The organism is Halobacterium sp. BOL4-2, assembly GCF_016917835.2.
Taxonomy (GTDB): domain Archaea; phylum Halobacteriota; class Halobacteria; order Halobacteriales; family Halobacteriaceae; genus Halobacterium; species Halobacterium salinarum.
Genome location: NZ_CP070335.2, coordinates 154,672 through 178,765 on the forward strand (window position 1 = coordinate 154,672; position 24,094 = coordinate 178,765).

Annotated in this window: 19 protein-coding genes and 1 pseudogene; 9 read left to right on the plus strand and 11 right to left on the minus strand. The window is 58.0% G+C overall.

Annotation, left to right across the window (positions count from 1 at the left end):
* Positions 1-169: 169 nt before the first annotated feature.
* From JRZ79_RS25070 to JRZ79_RS25080, 3 genes are all read right to left on the minus strand, one after another.
* Positions 170-1,702, minus strand: a complete 1,533-nt coding sequence (locus tag JRZ79_RS25070; protein ID WP_010904170.1) for a hypothetical protein — start codon at positions 1,700-1,702, stop codon at positions 170-172.
* Positions 1,703-2,375: 673 nt separating this feature from the next.
* Positions 2,376-2,582 carry a hypothetical protein gene (locus JRZ79_RS25075; protein WP_012289645.1) on the minus strand — a complete coding sequence of 69 codons (207 nt, stop codon included), beginning with the start codon at positions 2,580-2,582 and terminating at the stop codon, positions 2,376-2,378.
* A gap of 24 nt (positions 2,583-2,606) precedes the next feature.
* Positions 2,607-3,497 (minus strand): halocin C8-like domain-containing protein, encoded by an 891-nt coding sequence (locus JRZ79_RS25080; protein ID WP_136361702.1) that lies wholly within the window; start codon positions 3,495-3,497, stop codon positions 2,607-2,609.
* Between the two features lie 128 nt (positions 3,498-3,625).
* Here JRZ79_RS25080 and JRZ79_RS25085 point away from each other — a divergent pair, with 128 nt between their 5' ends.
* Positions 3,626-3,853, plus strand: coding sequence for a hypothetical protein (locus tag JRZ79_RS25085; protein ID WP_010904172.1), 228 nt, complete (start codon positions 3,626-3,628; stop codon positions 3,851-3,853).
* Positions 3,854-4,053: 200 nt separating this feature from the next.
* Positions 4,054-4,570: pseudogene (locus tag JRZ79_RS25090) on the plus strand (hypothetical protein); the annotation flags it as partial.
* Here the strand turns inward: JRZ79_RS25090 and JRZ79_RS25095 are convergent.
* Positions 4,501-5,481: a hypothetical protein gene (locus JRZ79_RS25095; protein ID WP_148265515.1), complete on the minus strand. Its 981-nt coding sequence runs from the start codon at positions 5,479-5,481 to the stop codon at positions 4,501-4,503. The pseudogene JRZ79_RS25090 and the gene JRZ79_RS25095 sit on opposite strands and share 70 nt — an antisense overlap.
* Positions 5,482-6,403: 922 nt before the next feature.
* Here JRZ79_RS25095 and car point away from each other — a divergent pair.
* Positions 6,404-7,762, plus strand: a complete 1,359-nt coding sequence (gene car / locus JRZ79_RS25100; protein WP_012289648.1) for a chemotaxis signal transducer protein Car — start codon at positions 6,404-6,406, stop codon at positions 7,760-7,762.
* Between the two features lie 297 nt (positions 7,763-8,059).
* Positions 8,060-9,013, plus strand: a complete 954-nt coding sequence (locus tag JRZ79_RS25105) for an ABC transporter ATP-binding protein (protein ID WP_148265516.1) — start codon at positions 8,060-8,062, stop codon at positions 9,011-9,013.
* A 17-nt stretch (positions 9,014-9,030) separates the two neighbouring features.
* On the opposite strand, the gene JRZ79_RS25110 is transcribed toward JRZ79_RS25105, so the two are convergent.
* On the minus strand, positions 9,031-10,902 hold the full coding sequence (locus tag JRZ79_RS25110) for an ABC transporter permease subunit (RefSeq protein ID WP_012289650.1): 1,872 nt from the start codon (positions 10,900-10,902) through the stop codon (positions 9,031-9,033).
* A gap of 452 nt (positions 10,903-11,354) precedes the next feature.
* On the opposite strand from JRZ79_RS25110, the gene JRZ79_RS25115 reads away from it, so the two are divergent.
* Together JRZ79_RS25115 and JRZ79_RS25120 are read left to right on the plus strand one after the other, a co-directional pair.
* Positions 11,355-12,950, plus strand: coding sequence for a COG1361 S-layer family protein (locus tag JRZ79_RS25115; protein ID WP_227970954.1), 1,596 nt, complete (start codon positions 11,355-11,357; stop codon positions 12,948-12,950).
* 4 nt (positions 12,951-12,954) lie between these two features.
* The gene (locus JRZ79_RS25120; RefSeq protein ID WP_012289652.1) at positions 12,955-15,465 is read left to right on the plus strand and encodes an MMPL family transporter; all 2,511 of its coding nucleotides are present in this window, start codon (positions 12,955-12,957) and stop codon (positions 15,463-15,465) included.
* 70 nt (positions 15,466-15,535) lie between these two features.
* Here JRZ79_RS25120 and JRZ79_RS25125 read toward each other — a convergent pair whose 3' ends face one another.
* Positions 15,536-15,748, minus strand: coding sequence for a hypothetical protein (locus JRZ79_RS25125; protein ID WP_049892723.1), 213 nt, complete (start codon positions 15,746-15,748; stop codon positions 15,536-15,538).
* Positions 15,749-16,148: 400 nt separating this feature from the next.
* Here JRZ79_RS25125 and JRZ79_RS25130 point away from each other — a divergent pair, with 400 nt between their 5' ends.
* Positions 16,149-16,610: a universal stress protein gene (locus tag JRZ79_RS25130; RefSeq protein WP_012289653.1), complete on the plus strand. Its 462-nt coding sequence runs from the start codon at positions 16,149-16,151 to the stop codon at positions 16,608-16,610.
* Between the two features lie 72 nt (positions 16,611-16,682).
* On the opposite strand, the gene JRZ79_RS25135 is transcribed toward JRZ79_RS25130, so the two are convergent.
* Both JRZ79_RS25135 and JRZ79_RS25140 read right to left on the minus strand, forming a co-directional pair.
* The gene (locus tag JRZ79_RS25135) at positions 16,683-18,299 is read right to left on the minus strand and encodes a DASS family sodium-coupled anion symporter (RefSeq protein WP_012289654.1); all 1,617 of its coding nucleotides are present in this window, start codon (positions 18,297-18,299) and stop codon (positions 16,683-16,685) included.
* A gap of 97 nt (positions 18,300-18,396) precedes the next feature.
* A complete protein-coding gene (locus tag JRZ79_RS25140; protein ID WP_049892725.1) occupies positions 18,397-18,651 on the minus strand; it encodes a transcriptional regulator in 255 nt (84 codons plus the stop codon).
* A gap of 390 nt (positions 18,652-19,041) precedes the next feature.
* On the opposite strand from JRZ79_RS25140, the gene JRZ79_RS25145 reads away from it, so the two are divergent.
* Together JRZ79_RS25145 and JRZ79_RS25150 are read left to right on the plus strand one after the other, a co-directional pair.
* On the plus strand, positions 19,042-19,917 hold the full coding sequence (locus JRZ79_RS25145) for an ABC transporter ATP-binding protein (RefSeq protein ID WP_012289656.1): 876 nt from the start codon (positions 19,042-19,044) through the stop codon (positions 19,915-19,917).
* 1 nt (position 19,918) lies between these two features.
* Positions 19,919-21,568: a hypothetical protein gene (locus JRZ79_RS25150; protein WP_012289657.1), complete on the plus strand. Its 1,650-nt coding sequence runs from the start codon at positions 19,919-19,921 to the stop codon at positions 21,566-21,568.
* Between the two features lie 83 nt (positions 21,569-21,651).
* On the opposite strand, the gene JRZ79_RS25155 is transcribed toward JRZ79_RS25150, so the two are convergent.
* From JRZ79_RS25155 to JRZ79_RS25165, 3 genes are all read right to left on the minus strand, one after another.
* Positions 21,652-22,359: a hypothetical protein gene (locus JRZ79_RS25155; RefSeq protein WP_012289658.1), complete on the minus strand. Its 708-nt coding sequence runs from the start codon at positions 22,357-22,359 to the stop codon at positions 21,652-21,654.
* A 152-nt stretch (positions 22,360-22,511) separates the two neighbouring features.
* The gene (locus JRZ79_RS25160; RefSeq protein ID WP_012289659.1) at positions 22,512-23,252 is read right to left on the minus strand and encodes an ABC transporter ATP-binding protein; all 741 of its coding nucleotides are present in this window, start codon (positions 23,250-23,252) and stop codon (positions 22,512-22,514) included.
* Positions 23,253-23,255: 3 nt separating this feature from the next.
* A complete protein-coding gene (locus tag JRZ79_RS25165; protein ID WP_012289660.1) occupies positions 23,256-24,083 on the minus strand; it encodes an ABC transporter permease subunit in 828 nt (275 codons plus the stop codon).
* Positions 24,084-24,094: the final 11 nt, after the last annotated feature.

Genomic DNA, 24,094 nt, shown 5'->3' on the forward strand with positions numbered 1-24,094 from the left:
GTTGGACTTCTTGAATTAGGGTATTGGGGGCGTGACAGGCACGCGCTCTGTACGTACCGATTCAGTCGCTTCAGCTTCAGGACCGTCTGAATGACGAAACCGCGCCAGCAACCACTGTTACTGTTCTCATTCGCACCGTTTAGAATCCCGCCATGGCTGGATCTCGTGGTCATGGGAGGGTGTACTCGTTGAATCGGGCGACTGCCCGTCGATAAGCCAGAGCCGCTACGGCGATAGCGAAAAGGCTGGTCACGATGAGTGCCCCGATTCGAACTACTGGCATAGAGGCGCCGAGTGCCGTCGCTACTGGCCCGCCGACGAATCTGGCTCCATACACCATGTATGCCGGAATACAGACGAGTCCAACGACTGCGAACACCTTTCCCCACTTGAAAACGCCACCACTCTCGGTGTACGCTGTGATGTCGGTGAATGGGATTGCCTCTGCTCGGATCGCATAGTACGGCGCATCCAGGCCCAGCATAGCCGAAACCACCACGCTACACGCGATGAGCACGATACCTACAACACCCAGCACCAGCAGTTCAACGCCAACAAGTGGACTCCCAAGGCCCAGCAAGAGAACCACCAGCAGTGTGAACGGGCCGCTAATCGTGATGCCAGCGAATACGGTCCCCCGAATGAAGTGTCGTCCCGACACCGAGGTGAGCGTCATCGGTAACGATGCGTATTCGGTTCCAACCAGCTCGGCTCCGAAGGCGAGTGCCGTTCCGACCGCAGACAGAAATACGAGTCCGACAAGTGCCACGCCAGGCACCTCGCCAGCGGCGAAGATCGGGAGAAACACGAGTGGGGCGAGCATGAGCAGATAGCCCTGGAAGAGGAGTCCAATGGGGACACGGCGCTCTTGGAGCCAGCGCTTCCGTGCGACCGTCAACACCGGCCGCGACACCCAGCCGGCGAACAGCCACTCGGCGAGGCCTGTGCCGACCAGAGACCGGGAGCGGTGAAGTACTGACCCGCTGACGCGGTCAGCCGTCCAGACACGCTCAGTCAACGCGATCGTGGTTCCCATTAGGACGGGAAATCCCACAACAGTCACGCCGAGCGCACTGAGACCGCGAGCTGGCTCAGTGGGGACGTCTGTCAGCCCGAACAGGGCAAGATCGACGAACCACCCCGGTGGGACTACTTGAAGCCAGTCACAGGCACCTTGATTCGAGAGGGGGCCCTGGAGTATGGTGATCCAGATGAGGAACCCGAGAATGAAAGTGAGGACGTAGGTGTAATTCTTGTATCGCCGGAGGCGCGGCGACCGGCTCGTAGCGAGTTTCGTGGCCAGACTGAGGACAACACCGAGCAGGGCGGCGAGCGTGACAAATCCCACAACCGCGACACCGACGGTAACGGCCGTAGCGGGTGTTTGTGAGCCGAGTGCGAGCCCAACGGCGACAGCGAGAGCTGGGAGGAACACCGGGACAGCCACTTGGCGGTACACGGTGAACACCAGTCCAAGCGCTGCCTCGTGCGCGCCGACCGTCGTCAACAGGTAGCCCGTATCGAGACGCTCATTCACGCTTGACGTCCGCTGTATTCCCAGCGAAAGAAATGTGATGAACCCCGCAACTGCTGCGGTCTGAATGGCGCTGACCGGCAGTGTGAAGTCGCCACGAGCTATCAACTTCCCAATTAAGTATGCGCCGGTGCCGCCCCCGATAGAGAGCACAATGAGGGTGATCATACGGAGCGCCCGCCACGTAGCGGAGTGGCCGGGTTGGCGCTTGTTCCGCGTGCGTTCGATGCGCGCGATTTGGAGGGCGTGGCGGAGCCAGGAACGAACGTTCACTATTGTGTTGGGATACTTACACCGCACTTACAAAAAAGTATCTTAGCGAATCCCAGTAACAGAAGATCGATGGCAGGAACTCACCGAACTGAAGGGCGCAGGCCAGACGTACGACGAACTCCTCAAGGAACTGATTCAGGAGCGGAACCGGCGTCAGCTCGCCGAACGAGTTCGTTCGGTACGGAAAGCGGACGAGGAGGAGCTGGCGTCGCTCGATGAGCTATAGTATTCTGCTTTCCGAGGACGCCAGAGCGTACTACAATCAGCTGGACGAAAAGAGCTAACGCATTATCAAGGAGACCTTCGAGAAAGTGGAAGAGGGGCCGCATCCGAAACCAGGGGCGGGAAGCGGTAACCGTGAGAAAATACCAGTTGACGGTGAGGAGATTCACCGGCTCCACATCGGGCGAACCTACACAGTGCTCTACGATATTCTTGAAGACGGAATGGGGGTTTTGCGTCGTCGGATTACTGTCTATCGACGAAGTATACGACCGATATGGCTTCTGAACCGCCTGCCGGCACCGTAAGTGTTCTTGATAAGTGTAGTTAGGTCGTGTGATTTCAGCTATCCATCAGATCGTGCGGAGACTCCTGCATAGTAGGTGATCCCGCTGATGATTCCGCCGATCGTTACCTCAAAGAGGCTTACGGCCGGATCTTGACCAAGGGCGACGAAGACTGCTAGCAGGAGAAGAGATGATACTACGGAAATAATTAGGGCTGCTACTTTTGCAGAGACGCTTGTTCCAAGTCCAGTTTTGACAGTTGCCATTGTTTAGAGCTTGCTCGACTAGTATTAGATATAGGGGATGTCTACGTCAATAATATCTCCGCTCTCGTTCGGCCCACACACATCAAGCCCAGAGGACTTACAGATTGTCGCGGCGAGGTCGTCACCACACCCCGACGCTTTCTCAGCGACCTTGCAGACGATCTTGACGAACGTCACACAGCCAATTCCTCCAACGACACTAATTCCGAGGAGTCCACACAGGAACCCACCGAACGCGCCACAGACATTTCGACAGATGAGTTTCGAGGCGTAGTAACAGCCACTACACGAACTAATGTTTAATACGTCCGGGAGGTCTGGGTAGTCGATCTGAGTACTGACGTCTTGTGTCGAGACGCCTTGTGTACTCTGTCCCTCACTAAGATCGTTGATGAGCGTCCGAACTGCCTTCTCGTTTGGTTCCGCTGTTGTCTTCGTAAATTCCCCATCAGCCTCTTTGGGACCGTTTGAAGCGACGGACGGGGCCGCCCCAGAGGAGTTGGTGCCCATGAGGTCATACCGCTCAAGCTTCTTGAACACACCATCTTTGTGGTAATGTTCGATGTCGAGCTCTGCGACTACTGTCTCGTGAGACTCAGAGTGCCATCCGAGAATAATGCCCGCACGGGTGTTTTCGTCTGCATCCTGCAGTTCGTACGAGGCAACCTCGCGCTTGAAGTTCTCCGCGTCGACACCACCGACATTGAGTTCGGTCTTTTCCCAACTGAATGAGTATCCGAGTTCTTCGGCTTTTTGGCGTAGTTGCTTGAACTCATCCGTTTTTGCGATTGCGTGTGCGACCTGCTTTTTCTTCTCGCCGTGGTAGATTGAGACGGGATCGGGGTTATCTCCGTTTGCGGCTGCAACCGAGACATTGAGTGTTGATCCGATACCGATCGAACTGAGTGCTGCCATGCTTTTCAGTACTTTACGACGATTAGGTTTTCATCTGTCATCTGCGTGTATTTCGTAATTATCCACTTACATAAAACTTTGTGATGTTATCAGGTAGATATATCTGGGAGAAGATAAACTATAGCTCTATGACGACTTCTCTACGGCAGACAGTACGCGTCTATGGCTCACTGCTCGTTCTCGTAATTGGCTTTCTCTGTGGTGGTTTGACCATCGCCTTATTCATCTCCGCCTCTTGGGTGGTTGAAACACTCGGCTTAGTTGGGTTTGTACTCTATGTACTCACAACGTTTCTCTGCGCACTCCTCTCGTTCATGTTTGACCTCATTGGGAACGCCAAAGAAGCGTTCGCCTAGTCTGGCCGAGGAGTCTGCTGTTGCCTACGACACAACTTGCTGAGTAGAACTATCGTCACCAAGCTGCACGTTCAGTGCTTAATTTCACTGCCTTCACGATCTTCACAGGATATTCGTATATCCGATAATACAGACATTTAAAACATATTACTATTCTAAAGTCGAAAAATAGATAATAGATTAACCCTTTTTGAGCGTACATGCAAATTACTGTAATCAAGACACTCCGCCAACCAGAGTATACCGGCGAAAACAGATGTAAGCCGTGCACGCTGTTGAATCTCACCATCGCAGTGATACTCAGCTCAGTTATCGCACGCAAATCAAAACTTGGAGGCGCACTCGCAATAGGGGTTTCAATAGCGCACATCTACCTCAGAGGATACCTTGTTCCTGGTACACCAACAGTGACAAAGCGCTACCTTCCGCCAGCAGTACTTCGATGGTTCGGCAAAAAACCCGGAGCCAGAGGTAGCAACTGGCATCGGAGGCGACAACACGGCACCGCAGCCGCTATCAGGAGATCAGCCGCAGTCTACCACCCAATCCACGCCAGCGGTCACCAATGAGTCGACAAGTGATGCAGATCGCATAGCTGAGCCAAACTCCGATTCTTCGGAAGAGGAACTCGAATCCTTCTTTTTGAATCATGGCATCCTTGAACCCTGTACAGATGCAGATGACCTCTGTTTGACCGATGAGTTCGAGGCAGATTGGACTGCAGCAACTGCCCCACTCGTTAACTCGGACATTACAGCCGTTCCAGAGAGAAACCACGCAATGAGCGGATAGAAGCCGAGTTGCTGCGTCGTATACGCGAATCCAGTGAAGAACAACGGAATCGTGTACCGGAGAAACTGTACTGCGGTTTCGCGACCTTGGTCGCCCAGCAACCGTGGTCGAACGTCGTGTTTCACGCCTAGCCAACAAGCGAATCCGACACCGAGGATGGCGTTGACGGCGATAGTTCCAATCAGGACGGCGACGAGACTGTCGAAAACGACGACACCGACAGCTGCGACACCCAGCTGAGCCAGCGGCGAGACCACCCGCATCGAAAGATTCAGCGCTCCGACTTCTTCGAAGGATCGCAGCAACGAACCGGTGGTGCTGAGCCACACCAGCGCTGGCAGTCCGATCCCGCACAGTTCGAGGAACCGGACAAACTGTGGCCCTTCGTCGGTGAGTGCCGCGAGTGTCGGAGCCGCCAGCGTCAAACTGGTACCGAACAATACCGAGATCGACACCAACAGCACAGACCCGAAAGTTATCATGGCGTCACGTTCAGCCCGTGTGTCGGCCGTCGGAATGTATCGCGGAAACCCAGACATGAACCCGCCGGCAAGGCTACTTGGCACACGTTGGAATCGGCGAGCGAGTGCATACAACCCATACGCACTGGCGACGAATCCGTTGGTGAGTACTGCGGTCAAACCGAACGTGACGAATTTCTCGAACAGGATCGCCGGAATCGACACGGTCGCGCCGTGTGCGACACGTTCGAGAGCATCATCCAGTTGGGCGTCTAGGGGGTCGGACGCACCCTCGCACACAGTCTCGTCTGGTGACTCTGTTTCATCTTTCTCTTCTTCAATTGAATTCCTTTTCGACATATTTTGTGGATTCACAAGCGGTAAAGAATTTTTCTAGCAGCACCCAGAAGTGAGACAGCAAGCATTGTATTACCCTAATATATATTCTTTCATGATCACTCCCGAGGCGAGAAATGTCCGCACTTCAGCTGTCTCAACTCGCTTGAATTCCTCAAAGTATCTCACAAGGATAGATCAAACACTGGTGAACGTCTTCCGTACCGAACTGAGTCAATCTGGGCGGCGTGATTGTACGACTGAGACAACTCCAGAGAAACGAATCGGAGGAGAACCTACCACAGTAATTCCACTGTCTCGTACTGCATGTCCGACGCAAATCGGTCCTGGAGTGCACCGGAAACACCGTGCGAGACACTCCTGAATCCGCAAAATGAGTGTCTCGATTTGCCATGTAAATCGGTCGGTCCTACTCGGAACGTACTGCTAAACGGACGAACGATGAGTTGCGTAAGAGTCTGCGTCTGATCACCGAACTACTTCTTGAACAGTATATCAACCTCTCATTTGTCGATCCCTACACCAACGCGCGATAGGCAAGAACGTTTGTGGTGGATGGGTGTTTCCGGTAACGGCTCTGAGTTTCGTCGGCGTCCTCCGCACCGTATTAATAGCCGGTATAGTGTAGATCTACTTATTAATTTATTTTCTTATACTTTGAGGATGGTTTCCACAGCAATTCATGCGATTTCGTCGCTGCGCTGCATCTATACGCATGACGTGTGATATCCTATACGGCGCTCTTCGTTTCGTGTGCGTCATATCACTCCTTTATCTTGTCTCTTCATCACGCCGGAGTTATAGCCAGCATCCACGCGGACACGAGTGATGCTGTGGCTACCTAGTTGATAGTACCAGACAGACCACTGATAATATCTCCATACTATTGGTTTCGTCCGAAAGTTTATAACTCCGTGAACAGGAGGATAATAAGAAACCAATGGATCCAGCATCGTCAGACATGGGTGGCGAAGCGACTGGAGAACACCTCGCAGACGAGTTGTGCGAGGCATACCTCGGGGACAACGAGGACGACGGTGGTGACGAACTGCAGCGACTCAGCCGCGAGCGGGACTTCTGGAAGCACATGTTCAATCAGCTCGTTGCCGAGTATCCGGAGGGAATTCTCATCACCGCCGCTGATGGGACGGTGACACACTGGAACGAGCGGTTCAGCGACCACATGAAGATGGCTCGATCGGACGCCCTCGGCGAGGACGCCAGCGATGTCTTCAGCACCGCGGAGGAGTCCGAGACTCTTCCTGAAGCGGTAGTTCGCACCGGCGATACAGTCGAGGAAGAGGAGCCCCACGACGTCCCCACGGACTCACTCTGTCAGTACCACGGCGTTCCGCTCCGAGCCCCGACGGGAGACGTTGTCGGCAGCTTTGGAGTGGTCCCGGACATATCCGAGAAAGTCAAAAACCAGCGCGAGCTCCACGACCTCCACGAGACCGTCAGCAGTAACGTGGGCGAACATCTCTCGGAGCTCTCCGAATCCATCGACGAGGTCGGGTCGTTTGCCGAGGAGACCGAAGCGTTCGCTGGCGAGGAAATCGAACGCATGGAGGGCGTCGCCGACGAGGTGTCTAACCAGTCAGCGACCATCGAGGAAATCGCCTCCAGCGCCGAAGAGGTAAGTCAGGCCAGCCAGCGGGCGCAAGATCGGGCAACCGAGGGTGAACAGACGGCTGAAACCGCTATCGACCGTATGGGGGCGGTTCAGGAGTCGGCCGAGCGGGTCAACGATACCATCGACGGCCTCACCAGCCAGGCCGACGAGATGAGTGAGATCATCGATGCGATCAACGACATCGCCGATCAGACGAACATGCTCGCGCTGAACGCGTCCATCGAAGCCGCTCGCGCCGGCGAGAAGGGGGAGGGGTTCGCGGTGGTCGCTGACGAAGTCAAATCGCTGGCTGAGGAGTCACAGGAGCGAGCCGACGAGATCGAACAGATGATCGTCGAAATGGTCGAAACGACCGATCAAACGGCAGACCGGATCGGACAGACCACGACGGAGATTGAGGAGGCGATCACGGCCGTAAGAGAGACCCTGGATTCGCTTCAGGAGATCCGCAAGGCTGTCGACGAGACTGCCACCGGTGTCAAAGAGGTCGCGGGGGCGACCGACGATCACGCCGCCAGCACTGAACAGGTGGCAGCCACGACTGATGAGGCCGTTGACAAACTCACCGAGCTCGAAGACAGACTCGACAATCTGAGTCAGATCGCCAGCGAGCAACATGACCGTGTCGCGGAGATTGAAGACATGGTTGACGAACTCGTTGAGTAACGCCGCTAAACATACGTCGTTGCTACAACTCAGTGCATCGAGCACCCACCCGACGGTTCGGGGGCATCTCACACTCTCCAGTGACGTCCAGATAGCGAGACACTGCCACGAACAGGGAGTGAACGACGCCGCACCGTCGGCCGATTAGACCACTGCGTTCGGGTTCGTTACGAACCGACCGTGGGGTCTGTGCCGCTGGCTCCAACATTTTGTACGGCGTTTTGTACGACAGTCCAGAAGTTACCGACAGCGAACCCACTCCCGAATCTTTTTCATCACAGATTGGGCATAGAACCCATGGCCCTCCAAGCGCCAGGCAGCGAAAGCACCACAGAACCCGAGGACAGCACGCAGATAACGATCCAAACGGACGCGCTCACCAAACGGTACAACGACACCGCCGTGGTGTCCGGGCTCGACATCGCCATCTGCGAAGGAGAGGTGTACGGATTCTTGGGGCCCAACGGCGCGGGCAAATCCACGACGATTGATCTGTTGATGGATTACACCCGACCGAGTTCGGGGTCGGCGTCAATCTTCGGGCTGGATGTACGCGAAAAGACCGCGGAAATCCACGCTCGAATAGGTATCCTTCCGGATCAGTTCGGTGTCTATGGGTCGCTCACTGGCCGCGAGCATATCACATACGTTCTCGATGCGAACGACGCGACAGGGGATCCGGCCGCCGTTCTCGGTCGTGTCGGACTCTCGGAAGCGATCGATCAGCGGGCCGGTGGCTACTCGAAAGGAATGCGCCAGCGCCTCGGCCTTGGCATGGCCTTGGCGGGTGATCCGGAACTGCTGATCCTCGATGAACCGTTCTCGGGGCTAGATCCGAACGGCGTCAGGCTTGTCCGTGATCTCGTGACCGAGGAGCGCGACCGTGGCACAACGGTGTTTTTCTCCAGTCACGTTCTGGATCAAGTTGAGCGGGTCTGTGATCGTGTTGGCTTACTTGCTGAGGGAGCCCTCGTTGCAGAGGGCACTCCTAGTGCCCTCCGGGAGGCTGCGGGGGTCGAAACGACGCTCCGGGTTGAGACGGACAGTCCTGAGACAGCGGTCACAGCCGCCGAACGCCTCGACGCTGTGTCCAGCGCGTGGTCCGTAGACGACACAGTCGTTGTATCGTGTCCCCCGGACCGACGGTACGGTGTCCTCACTGCACTCGACAAGGCGGGGATCAGTGTCCGGACATTTGACGTCGATACCGGAACGATCGAGGATGCGTTTGTCGCGATGGCTGAGACGTAACGGCGACCACACCGTAGTTAGTCGAGGGGCCGCCGCTGAAAGACCAGCACTGCAAGTCCTCCTACAACCCCGTACCAGATCGCAAACAGCGCGACCGTGATCGACGGATGCAAGAACCATTCGGGGACGGTTGAGCCGAAGACCTGCGTGACAATGACATCCTGTGAATACGAACCCCGCTGGAGCTCAGAAAGGATCCCGATAGCGTTTCCAGCCGAGTTCGGAGCGCCAAGAACGGCGTTCGTTGCGACGCTGAACACGTTGATCGGTGGGAGCCAGCGGAGCAACACATACACTGGGTCTGCCGGTGGCGAAAACCCGCTTACTGTTATCCCTGTAATCCCACGGTAGATGAGATTTGAGACGTTATACCAACTCAGCTGTATTCCGATGATACCAGTGGTGACTGCAGCACCAACTGCTTGCCGCCGAACTAGTGTAGAAATCCCTACGCCAATGCAAGTCAGGCAGCCGACGTATGCGATTATCAGGAGAAGATACGGAACAAGCGTGTGGAGTGGGACGACTCCCGTTGATGGGACACTGCTCAAGCAGACGCCGAGGACAGCAAGCACAATCGGAATGACGAAGGCTGCTGTGCGGCCCGCGACAGTTCCAGCCAACAGCTCGCTTCGTGAGACGGCTGTCCCAGCAGCCACACGGATCCGTCCAGTTTCACGCTCGACCGTCACTGCACGGAAGCTACCGAACAGCACGCCAACAAGGCCAACCGACATGATCGGACGCTGAGCGACTGCAAGTGGGAGAGTTGAGCCGAAGTAGTCGACAGCGAGTGACGGTTGCGAGCGCGTAAGAACGCTCCATGTGAACACTGCAATACCGAGCACCCAAACCCCAGGCCCACGGAGTAGGCGCTGGAACTCACGCCTGGCGACCGGCTGCCAGGACCCCGGAAGCATGTCTGAAACCCCGGATTGACCGACGAATTCGCCGGGCGTGTGGCTTGAACGTGACGGCAGCGTCGGCCGACGTTGCCACAACGCCCGGATGTACCCGATCTGAGTTCCGGGGGAGACGGGACGCCGTTTGAATCGAGCGCATCCGAGGGCGAGAAAAGCACCGGGCCAGGCGACACCAACGACGAGACCAACCCATGACTGCAGAGCTGTGGGGACGGAAGGCTTGTTTGTCAGTGTCACCTCGGAGACAACGTTGGTGATCGGCTCGGGTCTACTTGCCCACCCGAAGGCCCAGTTCGTGACGCCGAAATACGAGTTCGGGAGGCTACCCCAGCCCAGATCGGCGAAAAGCGCTGACTGGACCGCCTGGCTATCGGGTGGTGAGCCGGTGGCGAGAGTCCACACCATTGGACGGGTGAGTGAACTCCAAAGCAGACCGCCGAACAGAAAGACGATACAGCTGAGAAGTGCTGCACGGGTCGTCGAAGAGCTCGCAGCCGAAATGCCAACGATAACGCCAGTCCACGCAAACGCGTAGACAACTGACGCCAGCAGAACAACCAAGAAAATCGGCAGTGAGAACCGGCCCGACTGGAGCGCGTTGCTGCCCACAACAACACAGACAAACCCAACAACTGGGACTGAGATCGCAGCGCCACGACCCACGGTCTTTGCAATGACAAACTCGCTGCGGGTGAGCTTGGTGCCGAGTAAAACACGTGCGGTTCCTGTCTCGCGGTCACCAATGATCGCGCGCACTCCAAGTGCGAGCGCTGCGAAAGGGACGATGATGGCGACAACCACCTGTATACCTGTGAATGCCAGGGCCTCACCGAGCAACTGGCGTTGGGCGGGTGTGAACGTCGGTGCATACTGATTCATCAGGAGCATCGCGAGGACGATCACCCACGGTGTCTTCCCCCGAATGAACCTCTTGAACTCCGTTCTAGCAACGGCGGTGGAGGGCATTACGGTAGTATACAGCAATCCATCGTGTAGTTTCTTTGGGATACAAATCACACTGTGAAAGATAGTGTCCTCATTGAGGGAACCGAAACTGCACCGACGATGGTGCTCTAACCCACTACGTAATACAGGCGGCTGTGACGCAGTTATTCGTCTGCTTGGCGTCCAGACGCGACAAAGACCGACCCAGACGTCACTAAGCTCAACCGTCCGACTGTTTGCGTAGAAAAATCGCCCACACAATTCGTTTCTTTTCAAAACATATACTTATTGATGGTCATTTACAGAGATTTTATGCATTAGGGTAGAAATATATCCCAAACTATTATCAGCCCGCTTCGACTCATGCGGTACATAAATGAGATCCCGGACCATGGGTAGTGAGATCAAGCTCCAGTCACCTATCACGACACATGAAACGAGTTCATAACACGTCCCGACGGGCAGCGATCGGCGTGTTTGTAGTCGTCCTCCTCGTTGGACCAGGGATTCCGGCTGTGGCCGCACAGGCAAGCGACTCCGGGCAAGTGATCGGGAACCCGGATCTCAACGTCCTCACCAGCTCCGGGGAGTTCGAGGCTGGGACGACAACTGAGTTACAGCTCACCGTCTCGAACAAGGGTCACCTCAAGAAAGGAGGCCCATCGCAGTACGAGGATCGTGTGACGACCGCTCGGGGTCTCACGCTCGACGTACAAGATGATACGGTCCCGATCGACGTGACGACGGGAACCATCGGCGTCGGCCGCGTGCCGACTGGCACCACGTCAGTAACGCCGGTCAGCGTGACGGTTCCCGAAGACGTGGACCCGGGAGCGTATCGTGTCCCCATCGAATACTCGTACGCGTACACGCGGGCTGTGAACTACAACACGAAGGGCGCACAGTACAACGACTTCACCGAGACTGGGACGCAGTACATCACGATTCAGGTTCGAGACCAGGCGCAGTTCGAGGTCGTGGATCGCTCCACGACCGCACAGGTGGGGTCGCGAGGCGACCTCAGTGTGACGGTCGAAAACGTCGGGACCGAGCCAGCCAGGGAGGCCAGCGTCACCGCAGCGTCCCGGAGTGATGCGCTGTCAGTTGGCACCAAGTCGACGCAGTCGACGGCCCAAGTCGGCTCGTGGGAGCCCGGTGAACAGCGAACCCTCAACTACACCGTCTCGCTCGATGACGACGCTGCGACACGAGCGTACACGGTTGATCTGACTGTCGACTACACCGACCCCGATGGTATCGCCCAGACCTCGCGCACGCTGAGTGTTGGTGTGGACCCACGAGCAGAACAGCAGTTCTCCGTCGCGAACGTCTCGACCAACCTGCGCGTTGGTCGTGAGGGATCCGTCCAGGGTTCAGTGGTGAATGATGGCCCGAACCCGGTCACCAATCCGGTCGTCCGGATCGCCGCCCAGAACCCCAACATCCACGTGGATTCGACGGCGTACGCAGTCCCGGATCTCGGCCCCGGTGAGCGGGCGCCGTTCGAGTACACGGTCAGCGTGAGCGACGCTGCAAGCGCCAGCGTCCAGCAGCTCAACCTCACAGTGAAATACCGCGACCAGCGGGGGGACGTGCGCTACAGCGACGGCCTAGAGACGAACGCCGACATCAAGCCCTATCAAGACCGGTTCGCGGTGGCTGTGGAGAACAACACGCTGCAGGCGGGCGGCGAGCGGGCGCTGACAGTCACGGTCACGAACAACGGCGACGACCCGATCACGGACGTTGAAGCGAAAGCGTTCGTGGATGACCCACTCGGCAGCGACAACGACGAGGGGATCGTCTCGGAACTCGCACCCGGGGCTTCAGAGACGATCACGATCTCGCTTGACACCGGCGGGAGCACGCTCCCGAAACGGTATCCGGTCTCCATCGAGTTCCAGTACGAGCTACCCGACGGCGACACGGAAACGTCGCGGTCGTACACACTGCCGATCGAGGTGACCACCAGCGACGGTGGTGGGCTCCCAGTCGGTCTGATCGCGGGCGGGATCGTGGTCGTTGGCGTGGTTGGCGTGGTTGGATGGCGGCGTCGGAGTCAGGACTGAACAGATGGATATCCAGATCGAATACCAGCGATATATCGACGCCGTCGACGAGTGGATCGTCACCCGTCCGAAGACAGTGTTGCTGGTGTTTCTGCTGTTATCAGCAGGGTTTCTGCTCGGTCTCGGTGGGTCCGGCACGTCCTCGGGGACCAGTCAGTTCACCGAGGACGTGCCGGCCCAAGAAGCGCTGAAAAGCGTCAACGAGGACTTCGAGCGCGTGACGTTCGAGGCGGACACGGGAACGACGCAGTTGATCCAGTCGGGCACGAACGTGCTCTCGAAGCCCGAGTTGCTGCGGATGCTACGCGCACAGCACCGGCTTCGAACGAACCCCGATCTGGAGGTCGCAGGGACAACAAGCGTTGCTCGCGCGGTTGCGCGGACAGTTGACCCGTCCGCGGAGACGCTTCCCCGAGAGATCGACGCCATCGAGCAGGCGACGCCGGCGGAGATCGACACCGCAGTCGAGACCGCAGTTGAGCGTACGCCTGGGCTCACAGCCAGCTTGAGCACGGATTTCAACGCCGAATCGGCGTCAGCAGCGTCGACGATCGGGATCGTCACACATTCGCTGTCGACGGAAACCTCAAACTCAGCGGGTGCAAGCGGGTCGAGCCCGCTCACGGAGATCCAACAGCACGCTTCGTTCATCGCGTCCTCGGTCGGTGGCGATATTACGGTCTTCGGGAGCGGCATACTCGCCGCGGAGTTCGGGGACGTGATCAGTGACTCGTTGGCGCTTGTGGTTCCGGCAGCGGTTGTGTTGATCCTGTTTTTCCTGATCGTGGCGTACCGCGACCCCATTGACCTCCTGATCGGAATCGTCTCGCTTGCGATGGCGATCCTGTGGACGTTCGGGTTCATGGGGCTGGCCGGGATCGCGTTCTCGCAGATGCTGATCGCCGTGCCGCCGTTGTTGCTGGCGGTTGGCATCGACTTCGGGATACACGCGATCAACCGATACCGCGAGGAGCGTGTGCTTGGTGGCGGCGTCCGAGAATCCATGCGGACGGCCACGGACCAGTTGCTGGTTGCGTTCACGATCGTGACCGGAACGACCGTGATCGGGTTCGCGGCCAACGCGAGCAGTCAGCTCGGTCCGATCCGGGATTTCGGGCTGGTGGCTGCCATCGGAATCGTGTTCACGTTTCTCATCTTCGGGATCTTCTTGCCAGCGGCGAAGGTGTACGCCGACACCCTCCGGGAGCGTGTGGGCGTCCCCGAGTTCGGCTCCCAGCCACTGGGGGCCGAAGACTCAGTGCTGGGTCGGATCCTTCCGGCTGGCATCCACATCGGTCGCGTCGCCCCGAAGGCGTTCCTGATCGTGTTGGTAGTGAGCACAGCCTGGGTTGGCAGTTACGGGGCCGGCGTGGACAGCCGGTTCACACAGGACGACTTCCTGCCGCCGGAGCACAACCCCCAGTATCTAGAGTACTTCCCGGCGCAACTGCAGCCCCGGGAGTACACCGTGACTGGAACCACGAACTACCTCGAGGAGACCTTCGAAACGGGTGAGGAAGACGTAACGACGGTGTACGTCGAGGGGTCGTTGACTGACGGCAGCGCCCTGGAATCGATGTGGGGTGCAGGGGCCGGGCCCCCGGATAGCTTCGTTGCCGACGACGGGCACGCCAGAGAGACGAGTATTGTCTCAGTCATTCGCTCACACGCGCGGCGTGATCCGGAGTTCGCCGCGTTGGTCGCGCGCAACGACCGGAACGCCAACGGCATCCCCGACGACAACCTGAAAACGGTGTATAGCGAGCTGTTGTCGTCGTCGGCTCGTGATCGAGCACTGAACTACATGACTGCCGACTACACCGCGGCCCGCGTCGAATACGCCGTCGAATCCGATGCGTCGCAGGCGGCGGTCACCGCTGATACCAGGACGGTTGCCGATCGCTTCCGGATGTCGGCGACGGCGACCGGCGGCGTCGTCGTGCTGAAGGCGGTCTCGGACGTGATCGCGGAGTCCGCGTTCGTCAGTCTGGTGCTTGCGTTGCTCGGGAGTGCCGTTTTCCTGGTTGCGATCTACGGGTTGCTCGAAGGGAACCCATCGCTGGGTATTGTGAACTTGCTCCCGATCGCCGTCACAGTGGCTGCTATTGCGGCGACGATGCGGTTCCTCAACGTCCCGTTCAACGTCATGACGGGGACCATCCTCTCGATCGGGATCGGGCTCGGGATCGACTATTCGGCGCACCTCGTCCACCGGTTCGCGGAGGAGTACGACGCGTCGACGGACGTGTTCGACGCGCTGACCAGGACGGTTCGCGGAACCGGTGGCGCACTCACCGGGAGCATGCTGACGACTGTCACCGGGATCGGCGTGCTCGTCATCGCGATCACGCCGATTCTGGGGCAGTTTGGACTGCTCACTGGTGCCGCGATCCTGTACTCGTATCTCGCGTCGCTGATCGTGTTGCCGCCTGCGCTCGTCGTCTGGGCGCGTGTCGTTGGCGACAGCGACGCACACCCATCATCAGTGTCCGATCACATGACACAGTCGTCATGAGGCCCCGTACACGGGGTCGAGTAACGGAGCGCAACCAGTACGCCACTGAAACGGCCTGTTGGGGCAGCAATCAGCGGTCGAACGCCCAGTGGCCGGATGGAGTGCGTTTGATGACGCCGATTTCGCTGCTTGCTTCGAAGACGCGGCGCACCTCCTCGTCGCTCGGCCGGTGATCGAAGTGGATGTCGTTGCGGACGTTCGAGATGGATAACGCGTCGTCTCGGCGGGCGTGGCGGAGTATCGACGCCCAGATGCGGTCTCTCGTGGTGGGCTCGCGGTCCATACGTCTGTGTGTGTGCCACACATCCTTTGCTGTTCGGCATGCGAGCCAATGGCGCGTCAGCCGGCCGCGTTCCCGCCGGACACGAGACGTGCCGTACAGAAGCAGGGGTCAGTGGCGTACACGAGCCGGCCCACATGGGGACGGTTGTGCGGCGCTTCCGTTCGTCCACAGCCGTACGGCCAGTTCCCGCGTTCTGTAGACATCCGCTGAAGCAGCGCGCAGCACGGACTCCACGGATCTCGACGCGCGAAGGCTGGCATCGACATCAGTGCTGGCTGTCTACGGTGTGATCCATGTAGCCCACCCGCTGGGAGGGCCACAACTAGAACCACCAGCCGATAGCTGTCGTATCAACCCAGGAACGAGAACGTTTAAGATTTGTGTGGCGTATCACTGATACATGGGACCAGAGACGGTGCTTCTCGCGGGGAAGCCCGGGGACGAGGGCCGTGGAGCACAACTGGCGGAGGCCGCAATCGCGGTGGCGGAGCCGGCTAATGCTAGGCTACTCGTCGCACAGGTGTTCACCAGCGACGAATACGAAACCACCACGAAGAGCCTCGGGCTGGACACCGAATCCGAGATCACACCCGAACAGATCGCAGAGAAACACGGGACCTTCCGTGGTATCGTAGGTCGGCTTGACGACGCGACGGTCGACTACGAACTCCGGACGGCTGTCGGCCCACACGCCGACACCATCCTCGATCTCGCGTCGGACGTCGACTTCGCAGTCATTGGCGGCAAGAAGCGATCGCCAACCGGGAAAGCATTGTTCGGGTCAACAACACAGGAGGTTCTCCTCTCTGCACCGTGCCCAGTGATCTATGTTCCGGATCAGCTAGCTGAGCACGACGCCTAACCGCCGAGCGGTGATCGCGGCCCCGTTGCATGATCCTCGCCCGGCGTAGTTCACGCAGCGGTGGTGGCTGTCTCACCAGAGCAGGTGTGGCCAGACGAACTTGAACAGCAGCCAGATTAGACCGGTCAGTACCACCGTCATGATGACGTTGAGAACAACGCCGGTCCGCAGCATGTGGCGTTGTTTGATATACCCACTCCCGAAAACGATCGCGTTCGGCGGCGTTGCAACCGGTAGCGCGAACGCAAAGCTCGCTGCGATCGTGCCGGCGACCGAGAGAAAGATCGCGGTCTTGAACTCGGTGAGGCCGAGTGTGGCCGCGAAGACACTACCCAGTCCGATGAGAATCGGAACCAGGATGCTGGTCGTCGCCGTGTTGGATGTCATTTCGGTGAGGAACACGACAACGAGCACGACCACAGCGATGATGAGCACGATCGGCATGCCGGTGAGACCACCGAAGATCGTGGTTGCAAGCCACTCGGTGGTCCCAGTATCCGCGAGCGCTCGTGCGAGGGTGATGCCACCCCCGAACAGCAGGAGCGTCCCCCAATCAATGTCGACGAGTTCGTCCCATTCCATGGTGTCTGCGAGGACCAACGCGGGGATCGCTGTGACACCGACCAGGACATAGTAGAGAAGGCCCTGGTGGCCTTCAAGACCGAAGACAGTCATTCCACTGCCGCCGAACAGCGTCGTCGTCCAGATCGACGGGAGATACGACTGCAGGAACGATCCCAAACCACCTAGAATCCAGAGCCCAGCGGTCCCCGTGAAGACGACCGCGACTCGTCGGCCTCGTGTGGTGAGCGCGTCCTCGTCTTCGAGGTACAGTTGCGCCTGTCGTTGCGCTTCATCGACGTCGTCGATCTGTGGCGGGTACAGAACGAACGTGAGGACATACCAGACGAGAGGAAGTGTGATGAGTACGACTGGGAGGCCGATCAACAGCCAGTCAACGAACCCGATTTCGTAGTTGAGCGCCGCGTTGAGTTGGCCAACGAGAACAGCGTTTGGTGGAGTGCCGATTATCGTTCCCACACCGCCAATGCTGGCTGCGTAGGCTGTTCCGAGCATCATCCCGATCTGCATATTGGTGAACTCGTCGGCTGGCCCAGCCGCGGCGCTGTCGGCAGCCTGTTCCGGCGCCGTTTCACTGGCCGCTTCCCCTGCAGAGGCGACCGCGTCGTCGCTAAGCACTTGCGAGAGAACGCCAACCGCGATGGGCGTCATCATCGCGGTGGTGGCCGTGTTCGAAACCCACATCGAGAGGACGGCCGTGGAAACCATGACGGCCCCGATCAACCGTCGCGGCGAGCTCCCCATTTTCGCCATCGTGTACAACGCGATTCGGCGGTCGATGCCGTATTTCTGAACGGCGTTTGCGAGCATAAACCCCGCCATGAATAAGAAGATCAGGTGGTCAGAAAAGCCAACGAGGGCTGTGTCGATGTCGTCGTAAACCCCCGTCCCGGTGAGGAGGATCGGGATCGTCAACGCAGTCACGGCAAGCGGGAACGCGCCCGTCACCCACATTGTACCGGCAAAGAACATCGTCGCAAGCGAGTACTGGCCGGCCAGGGAAAGGCCAGTCGGAGACGGTGCAAGCGCGATGAGAAGCGCGCCAAGCGTCGCAATGCAGAACGTCACGAGCCGCTGCTGTGCGTCGTTCAGGTGCCGACGTATCATTGATACACAGATGCCCGATCTTTCCTAATTAAACATAGTGATCTCTTACAGTGCGCCGGTACCGTAGCCAGCACCGGGGCTGATCACACGATGTCACTCAGAAGTTGTGGACGATCGCAGCGATCTGCTCTTCGGTGAGTTCAGTCGCATACAGGTCGAAGAGAACCCGGCGGCGATCCATCGAGAGCGCACGAGTTCCGTTTTCCAACATCGAGAGATGCGCCTGTACGAGATCGGTCACCTCTCGTTCCACCTCGCGCTGCTCATATCCGGCAGCGACCCGGAGGAGCCGCCAGGCCACTGTGGAAACGTCCTGTAGTTCGTTGTCGGGTAGGATTTCCGTCTCGTCCATTCCACTCGGTCACTCCTGACGTTCTATTTCTGCCCTACTACCCTTTTCGCACGCACTCGCTGTGTTCTCGATCCGGGCGAGCAGAAGTTCAACAGTAAGGTGGCTTGCGGATGATCGAAGGCGGTTGGTGACTGACGTCACCGAAATCAGATCACAGGGCGAGATGATACTGATACGGAGTTTTTCTATGCAGGGACTCAGCGATAAATCAAAGCGATTTGTAGGGAGTTGGGGCTGCTTCTTCGTGAACATACTGATTAGATAGTGTGGGTTCCAGAACAAACCTGTTCCACCTCAACGCACCGAGTCATGTAATTTCGTGCGCTATCATTAGACGGAACACAGGTCAATATGCACAAATATTTTGTAACTGGTTAATACAGTTTACATGTGACGTTGCGGACTGAGAACCTCGGGAAGAGGTATGGGGAAGACAAGTGGGGCATCCGGGATGTCTCGCTACAACTTGACGACGGAATTCATGGCTTATTGGGACCAAACGGTGCCGGAAAGTCGACGCTAATGAACGTTCTCACGACGGTGATGGAGCCGACAACCGGCACTGCCTACTGGCAGGGCGAAGACATTACCACATCACCAAACGCCGTCCGGTCGGTTCTCGGCTACCTGCCCCAGGATTTTGACGTATACCCCGACCTGACGCTTGAGGAGTTCCTCGAATACATGGCTGCACTCCGTGGCCTCGATAGTGAGACTGCAAGCGCGCGCATCGAGGAGATGATCACCCTCACAAATCTGAACGATGTTCGAAGCCGGAAGCTCAAGGCGTTCTCCGGCGGGATGCGCCAGCGGGCTGGCATTGCACAGGCGTTGCTCAATGACCCAGATCTGCTCATCGCTGACGAGCCAACGGTTGGACTAGACCCCGAAGAGCGCGTTCGACTGCGAAGTGCGCTGTCAAACACTGCGGACGGACGTGTCGTCATTCTCTCGACGCATATCGTTCCGGACGTAGAAGCAACTGCGAACAAGATCGCTATTTTGGATAACGGCCAACTACTAACACACACCGGCGTTGAAAACCTCGTTGAGCGGGTCGCTGGAGAGGTCTACGAGTGTCTCGTGCCACGAGCCAACGTATCGACACTCCGCGAGCAGTATCAGGTCTGTAGTACGGTCCAGCGCTCGGATGGCGTTGCAGTCAGACTGGTTGCCACAACACCACCGACAGACAACGCGACTCAGGCCGCCCCGACGCTTGAGGATGCGTATCTGAAAACGATCGATCAGCAGCCCGGTGTCTAGGATGCGGCGACTCTATCACATCGCACGGGCGGACTTCCTACAACGGATCCGCTCGCGTCGCCTACTGGTTGTTCTTGCAGTTATCGCGTACGTTGGATACCTCGTTAATGTCGGACAGATTGAGCTGGCGTATCAGGTCACTAACGCAGGTGCCACGACGAATTACGGCGGCGTGAACACGGCAGCATTCATCGGGCTAAAGGCTGGGTTGACTGGGGCGGCGGTTGTTCTGTTCGGTGGATTTTATCTGATGAAGGACACGCTCGCACGTGACCACCGATACAATATGGATCAACTGGTCGCCAGCAGCTCGGTTTCAGGTCGAACGTATCTCACTGGGAAGTGGCTGAGCAACGTCGCGCTCGGCGTTGTTATCCTCCTCACGCTCGGATTTGCAACGGTCGTCAATCACGTGGTCCATGGCGTCGGACCAACGAAGCTTCTTCCATTACTAACGCCGCTGTTCGCGTTTGCGCTCCCGCTGTGTGCCCTCGTTGGTGCTGTCGCGCTCTTCTTTGACACCGTCAGCCGTCTGAACGGGACACTCGGCAACATCCTTTATCTGCTGCTCGTGGCGTTGGCACTCAGTACACTGGCTATGGCACAGAACTCGCTACCAGGGGCGATCCCGCTCCAATCACGGGTAGCCGATATAATGGGGCACATGTCTGTATATGAGCTAACGGCTGACGCGCTGCTGGCTGAGGTTCCGAGCTATAGTGGCGGCCTTCCATCGGTCGGGGCGCTCGCCGGCGACCAGACGTTCCGATACACGGGCGGAAATTGGCCACTCTGGGTCTACCTACAGCGTATCGTTGTGTTCATTTCTGCCATTCCGATCCTGGTTGCTGCGACGGTGGCTTTCGACCGAACACCGTCAGCCGAATCGTCTGACAGTTCGGGGTGGATCCCACGACTCGTTGAAGCCCTGCCAACGGTCAGCGACGAAGATAACTCCGTTCGAAATGACGCAGCGCCATCAGCAATCGATTCCGTGTCACTTACAGCCGTAACTGATCGTGACGCTGGCGGATTTATGCGACTCGTCGCTGCGGAGGTTCGGCTCGCACTTCGGGGGCAACCATGGTGGTGGTACATTGGGGCAGTCGCCCTCTTGGGGAGCCCAGTTGTACTGCTACTAACTGGGAGTTCGTCGGGGAGCACGGTCTCATCTGCACGCCGAATCTTGCTCCCGCTTGCGCTCGTATGGCCGATCTTCGTCTGGTCGGAGATGGGTGTGCGGACGGACAAGCACGGGATGACGAGCCTGGTGTTGTCGTCGAAATACGCACACAAGCAGCTCATCGCGGAATGGGTTGCAGGCGTTGTCGTCGCGGTAAGCGTCAGTGGTGGGCTTCCCGTGTTGTTTATCGGTGCTGGCCACCCCGAGCTACTCCTCGGGTATCTCGGTGGGATCTCGTTCGCACCATCGTTCGCCATTGCGGCGGGGATCTGGACTCGCTCAGGGTGGCTGTTTGAGATCGTCTACCTGATGATCTGGTACGTCGGACCGCTCAACAGTGCCGTGCCAGCTGATTTCATGGGTACGACAGCCGAGAGCGTTCACGCGAGAGTCCCGCTCATGTTCGCTGCCCTGAGCATCGTCTTGCTCGGTGCCGCAATACTCCGTCGCCGAGCAGAGATCCAGTAACCAACCACTTAAATAATATGGCTAGATCGGAGCCAGCAGTTGATAAGAGATGAGTGGTTGACGACTACGTTGTCACTAGCTGATTATGTACCACGGAGTTGGGTGTACGCCTCGGCAACAACTCCGATAGCGAGCAGTGAGAACAGGGCGACATTGAGTCCAAAAGATAGATACAAAACTAGGTCGGGACCGACCACGAAACCCATCAGAAGAACACCGAACGAGAGGATGATTGAGCAGATCACACTGGCGACAGAGAGAGCAAACAGCAGGCCGAATACATCGAGCCAATGGCCACGAGTAAGCGTCCAGCTGTCTCGGAAAGCTGAAATGAAGCTTTCGTCTTTGTCAGCAATGTAAATAAACGTAAAGACGAGCGCAGTGTAGGCGATAACTCCCGGCACAATGAGGAGTACCGTACCGGCGGCGACGAGTAGGACAAAGACGAGGCCGCCGAGAAGCGAATTGATGACGACGTAGACGATGTTCCGTGTATAATATTCTCGTGGAATCGTCTTGGTGCGACCACCAACGAACGTTCGGACTGCAACAATCGCCACGTACTGGAGCGCTAGTAGTGAGATCACTGCGCCGATCATGACGAGTACTGGTGCGGCGTCGATAGTAGGGACTCCCTCGACTGATGTCCCGGCCCAATCAGCGACAGCGCTGTAATAGAGGAGCTGCCAAACGAATGCGAAGACAGCGTAACTAAGACCTAATTTTAACCCATTACGGTTCGCGACGCGACGAACTCCGCCAGTGAGTGAGGACCCAATATTCAGAGACATTAATCCATAGTCATAACTCCCTGTATAAGCCTGTGTCGCTTGTGACGTAGACTAACCGAGACGATAATACAAGCTCTAAAGTGTTCGTACATAGCATTCTGTCGACCCTCGCAAGGCCGGTGGCCCAACCACAGTTGATGGCTAGGTTGAAGCTACCACTGAACGAATGGGAGTTCGGGCGCATCGAGGGCGACGAACTCCGAGACGAACTCCGTTGCGGGCGACTCATACACTTCCTGTGGGGACCCAACCTGCTCGAGGCGTCCGTCGTTCATCACGGCAATGCGATCACACATCAGCATCGCCTCCTCTTGGTCGTGGGTAACGTAGAGACCGGTGACATCCAGCTCCGAGAGAAGCTGACTGACTTCCGCACGGAGTCGAGCCTTCAGTTTCGCGTCCAGCCCCGTCATCGGCTCGTCGAGGAGCAAGACGCGTGGCTCGATGGCGAGTGCGCGGGCGAGGCCAACGCGCTGTTGTTGGCCACCCGAGAGTGTCATTGGGTCACGGTCGGCCAGATCATCGATGCCGAGCATGTCGAGGAGTGCGTGAGCACGTTCCCTGCGGTCGGCTCTCTGAACGGCACGCATTTTCAGTCCGAAGGTTACGTTCTCGATGACCGTCATGTTGTCAAAGAGGGCGTACTCCTGGAACACTAGCCCGACGTTTCGGTTCTCCGGTGGAACGTGTGTCACGTCTCGGTCGTCGAACGAGACTGTGCCGGTGTTTGGTGTCTCGAAGCCTGCCACAGTTCGCAGCGTCGTCGTCTTCCCACAGCCCGAAGGGCCAAGCAGGCCGACGATCTCGCCGTCCCCAACGGTGAGCGAGACACCGTCGACGGCGGTCGTTTCGCCGTACTGCTTCCGGATCGAATCGAGTGTGACACGTGCCATTGATCAGCCTCCAATGTCGAAGCCGCGCGAGCCAACCTGCTGGAGCAGGAGTGTGATGGCGACGATGATACAGAAGAACATCGACACCGCGGCGGCAGCCTTGGTGAACGAGCTGTTCGAAATGTGGCGCTGCAAGAACAGCGCGAGCGGTTGGGTGCCTTTCGCCCAGACGACATACGAGAAATTGAACTCTGCGGCCGCGAGCGTCCAACAGATGATCGCGCCGGAGACGATCCCCGAACGGGCGTTCGGAACGATCACGGTAAAGAACGTTCGAGGCCAAGACGCGCCGAGCGAGCGTGCCGATTCCTCCAGGCGTCGAAGCGGCATCGACTCGAACTCGCTTCGAACAGCCATCACCATGAACGGTGCCTTCAGCAGCGAATAACCGACGATGAGCCCAACGCTCGTGCCCGAAAGATCAGGGTAAGCTCGGAGGAACGCCACCCCGAGGATAACTCCGGGGACCAGCGGGAGGACCGAGATAGCGTTCACCCATTCGTCCCCGCGGAACCCATAGCGTGCAACGGCATAGGCGATTGGAACGCCGACAACCAGATTGATCAGCACGCCACAGAGCGCAAGCCCCACGCTGAAGATCAACTCAGACGGCACGGCGAGTCTGTACCCACTGACCGAGACGAGTGTGTCCCAGCCCATACTGCGCTGAGAGCCAACTGTCTCCGCCAGCCCAAGCACTTCCCGCCAGTTCTGCAGCGTTACGAACCCCGACGGGAGGACATCGCTCCACTCGCTCGCGAACGAGCCGACGAACGTGAGCAGCACTGGCAGCACGAGCGAGGCAACAACCAACAGCAGCGTTGCCGTCACGGCTCCGCGAC

What these genes read in the sequence shown, in the direction of transcription:
- JRZ79_RS25155 (WP_012289658.1), bottom strand. Translation starts at nt 22,359, where the DNA reads ATGTCTCTGAATATTGGGTCCTCACTCACTGGCGGAGTTCGTCGCGTC.
- JRZ79_RS25085 (WP_010904172.1), top strand. Translation starts at nt 3,626, where the DNA reads ATGACGACTTCTCTACGGCAGACAGTACGCGTCTATGGCTCACTGCTC.
- JRZ79_RS25075 (WP_012289645.1), bottom strand. Translation starts at nt 2,582, where the DNA reads ATGGCAACTGTCAAAACTGGACTTGGAACAAGCGTCTCTGCAAAAGTA.
- JRZ79_RS25105 (WP_148265516.1), top strand. Translation starts at nt 8,060, where the DNA reads ATGGCCCTCCAAGCGCCAGGCAGCGAAAGCACCACAGAACCCGAGGAC.
- JRZ79_RS25120 (WP_012289652.1), top strand. Translation starts at nt 12,955, where the DNA reads ATGGATATCCAGATCGAATACCAGCGATATATCGACGCCGTCGACGAG.
- JRZ79_RS25080 (WP_136361702.1), bottom strand. Translation starts at nt 3,497, where the DNA reads ATGGCAGCACTCAGTTCGATCGGTATCGGATCAACACTCAATGTCTCG.
- JRZ79_RS25150 (WP_012289657.1), top strand. Translation starts at nt 19,919, where the DNA reads ATGCGGCGACTCTATCACATCGCACGGGCGGACTTCCTACAACGGATC.
- JRZ79_RS25070 (WP_010904170.1), bottom strand. Translation starts at nt 1,702, where the DNA reads ATGATCACCCTCATTGTGCTCTCTATCGGGGGCGGCACCGGCGCATAC.
- car (WP_012289648.1), top strand. Translation starts at nt 6,404, where the DNA reads ATGGATCCAGCATCGTCAGACATGGGTGGCGAAGCGACTGGAGAACAC.
- JRZ79_RS25135 (WP_012289654.1), bottom strand. Translation starts at nt 18,299, where the DNA reads ATGATACGTCGGCACCTGAACGACGCACAGCAGCGGCTCGTGACGTTC.
- JRZ79_RS25160 (WP_012289659.1), bottom strand. Translation starts at nt 23,252, where the DNA reads ATGGCACGTGTCACACTCGATTCGATCCGGAAGCAGTACGGCGAAACG.
- JRZ79_RS25140 (WP_049892725.1), bottom strand. Translation starts at nt 18,651, where the DNA reads ATGGACGAGACGGAAATCCTACCCGACAACGAACTACAGGACGTTTCC.
- JRZ79_RS25125 (WP_049892723.1), bottom strand. Translation starts at nt 15,748, where the DNA reads ATGGACCGCGAGCCCACCACGAGAGACCGCATCTGGGCGTCGATACTC.
- JRZ79_RS25130 (WP_012289653.1), top strand. Translation starts at nt 16,149, where the DNA reads ATGGGACCAGAGACGGTGCTTCTCGCGGGGAAGCCCGGGGACGAGGGC.
- JRZ79_RS25110 (WP_012289650.1), bottom strand. Translation starts at nt 10,902, where the DNA reads ATGCCCTCCACCGCCGTTGCTAGAACGGAGTTCAAGAGGTTCATTCGG.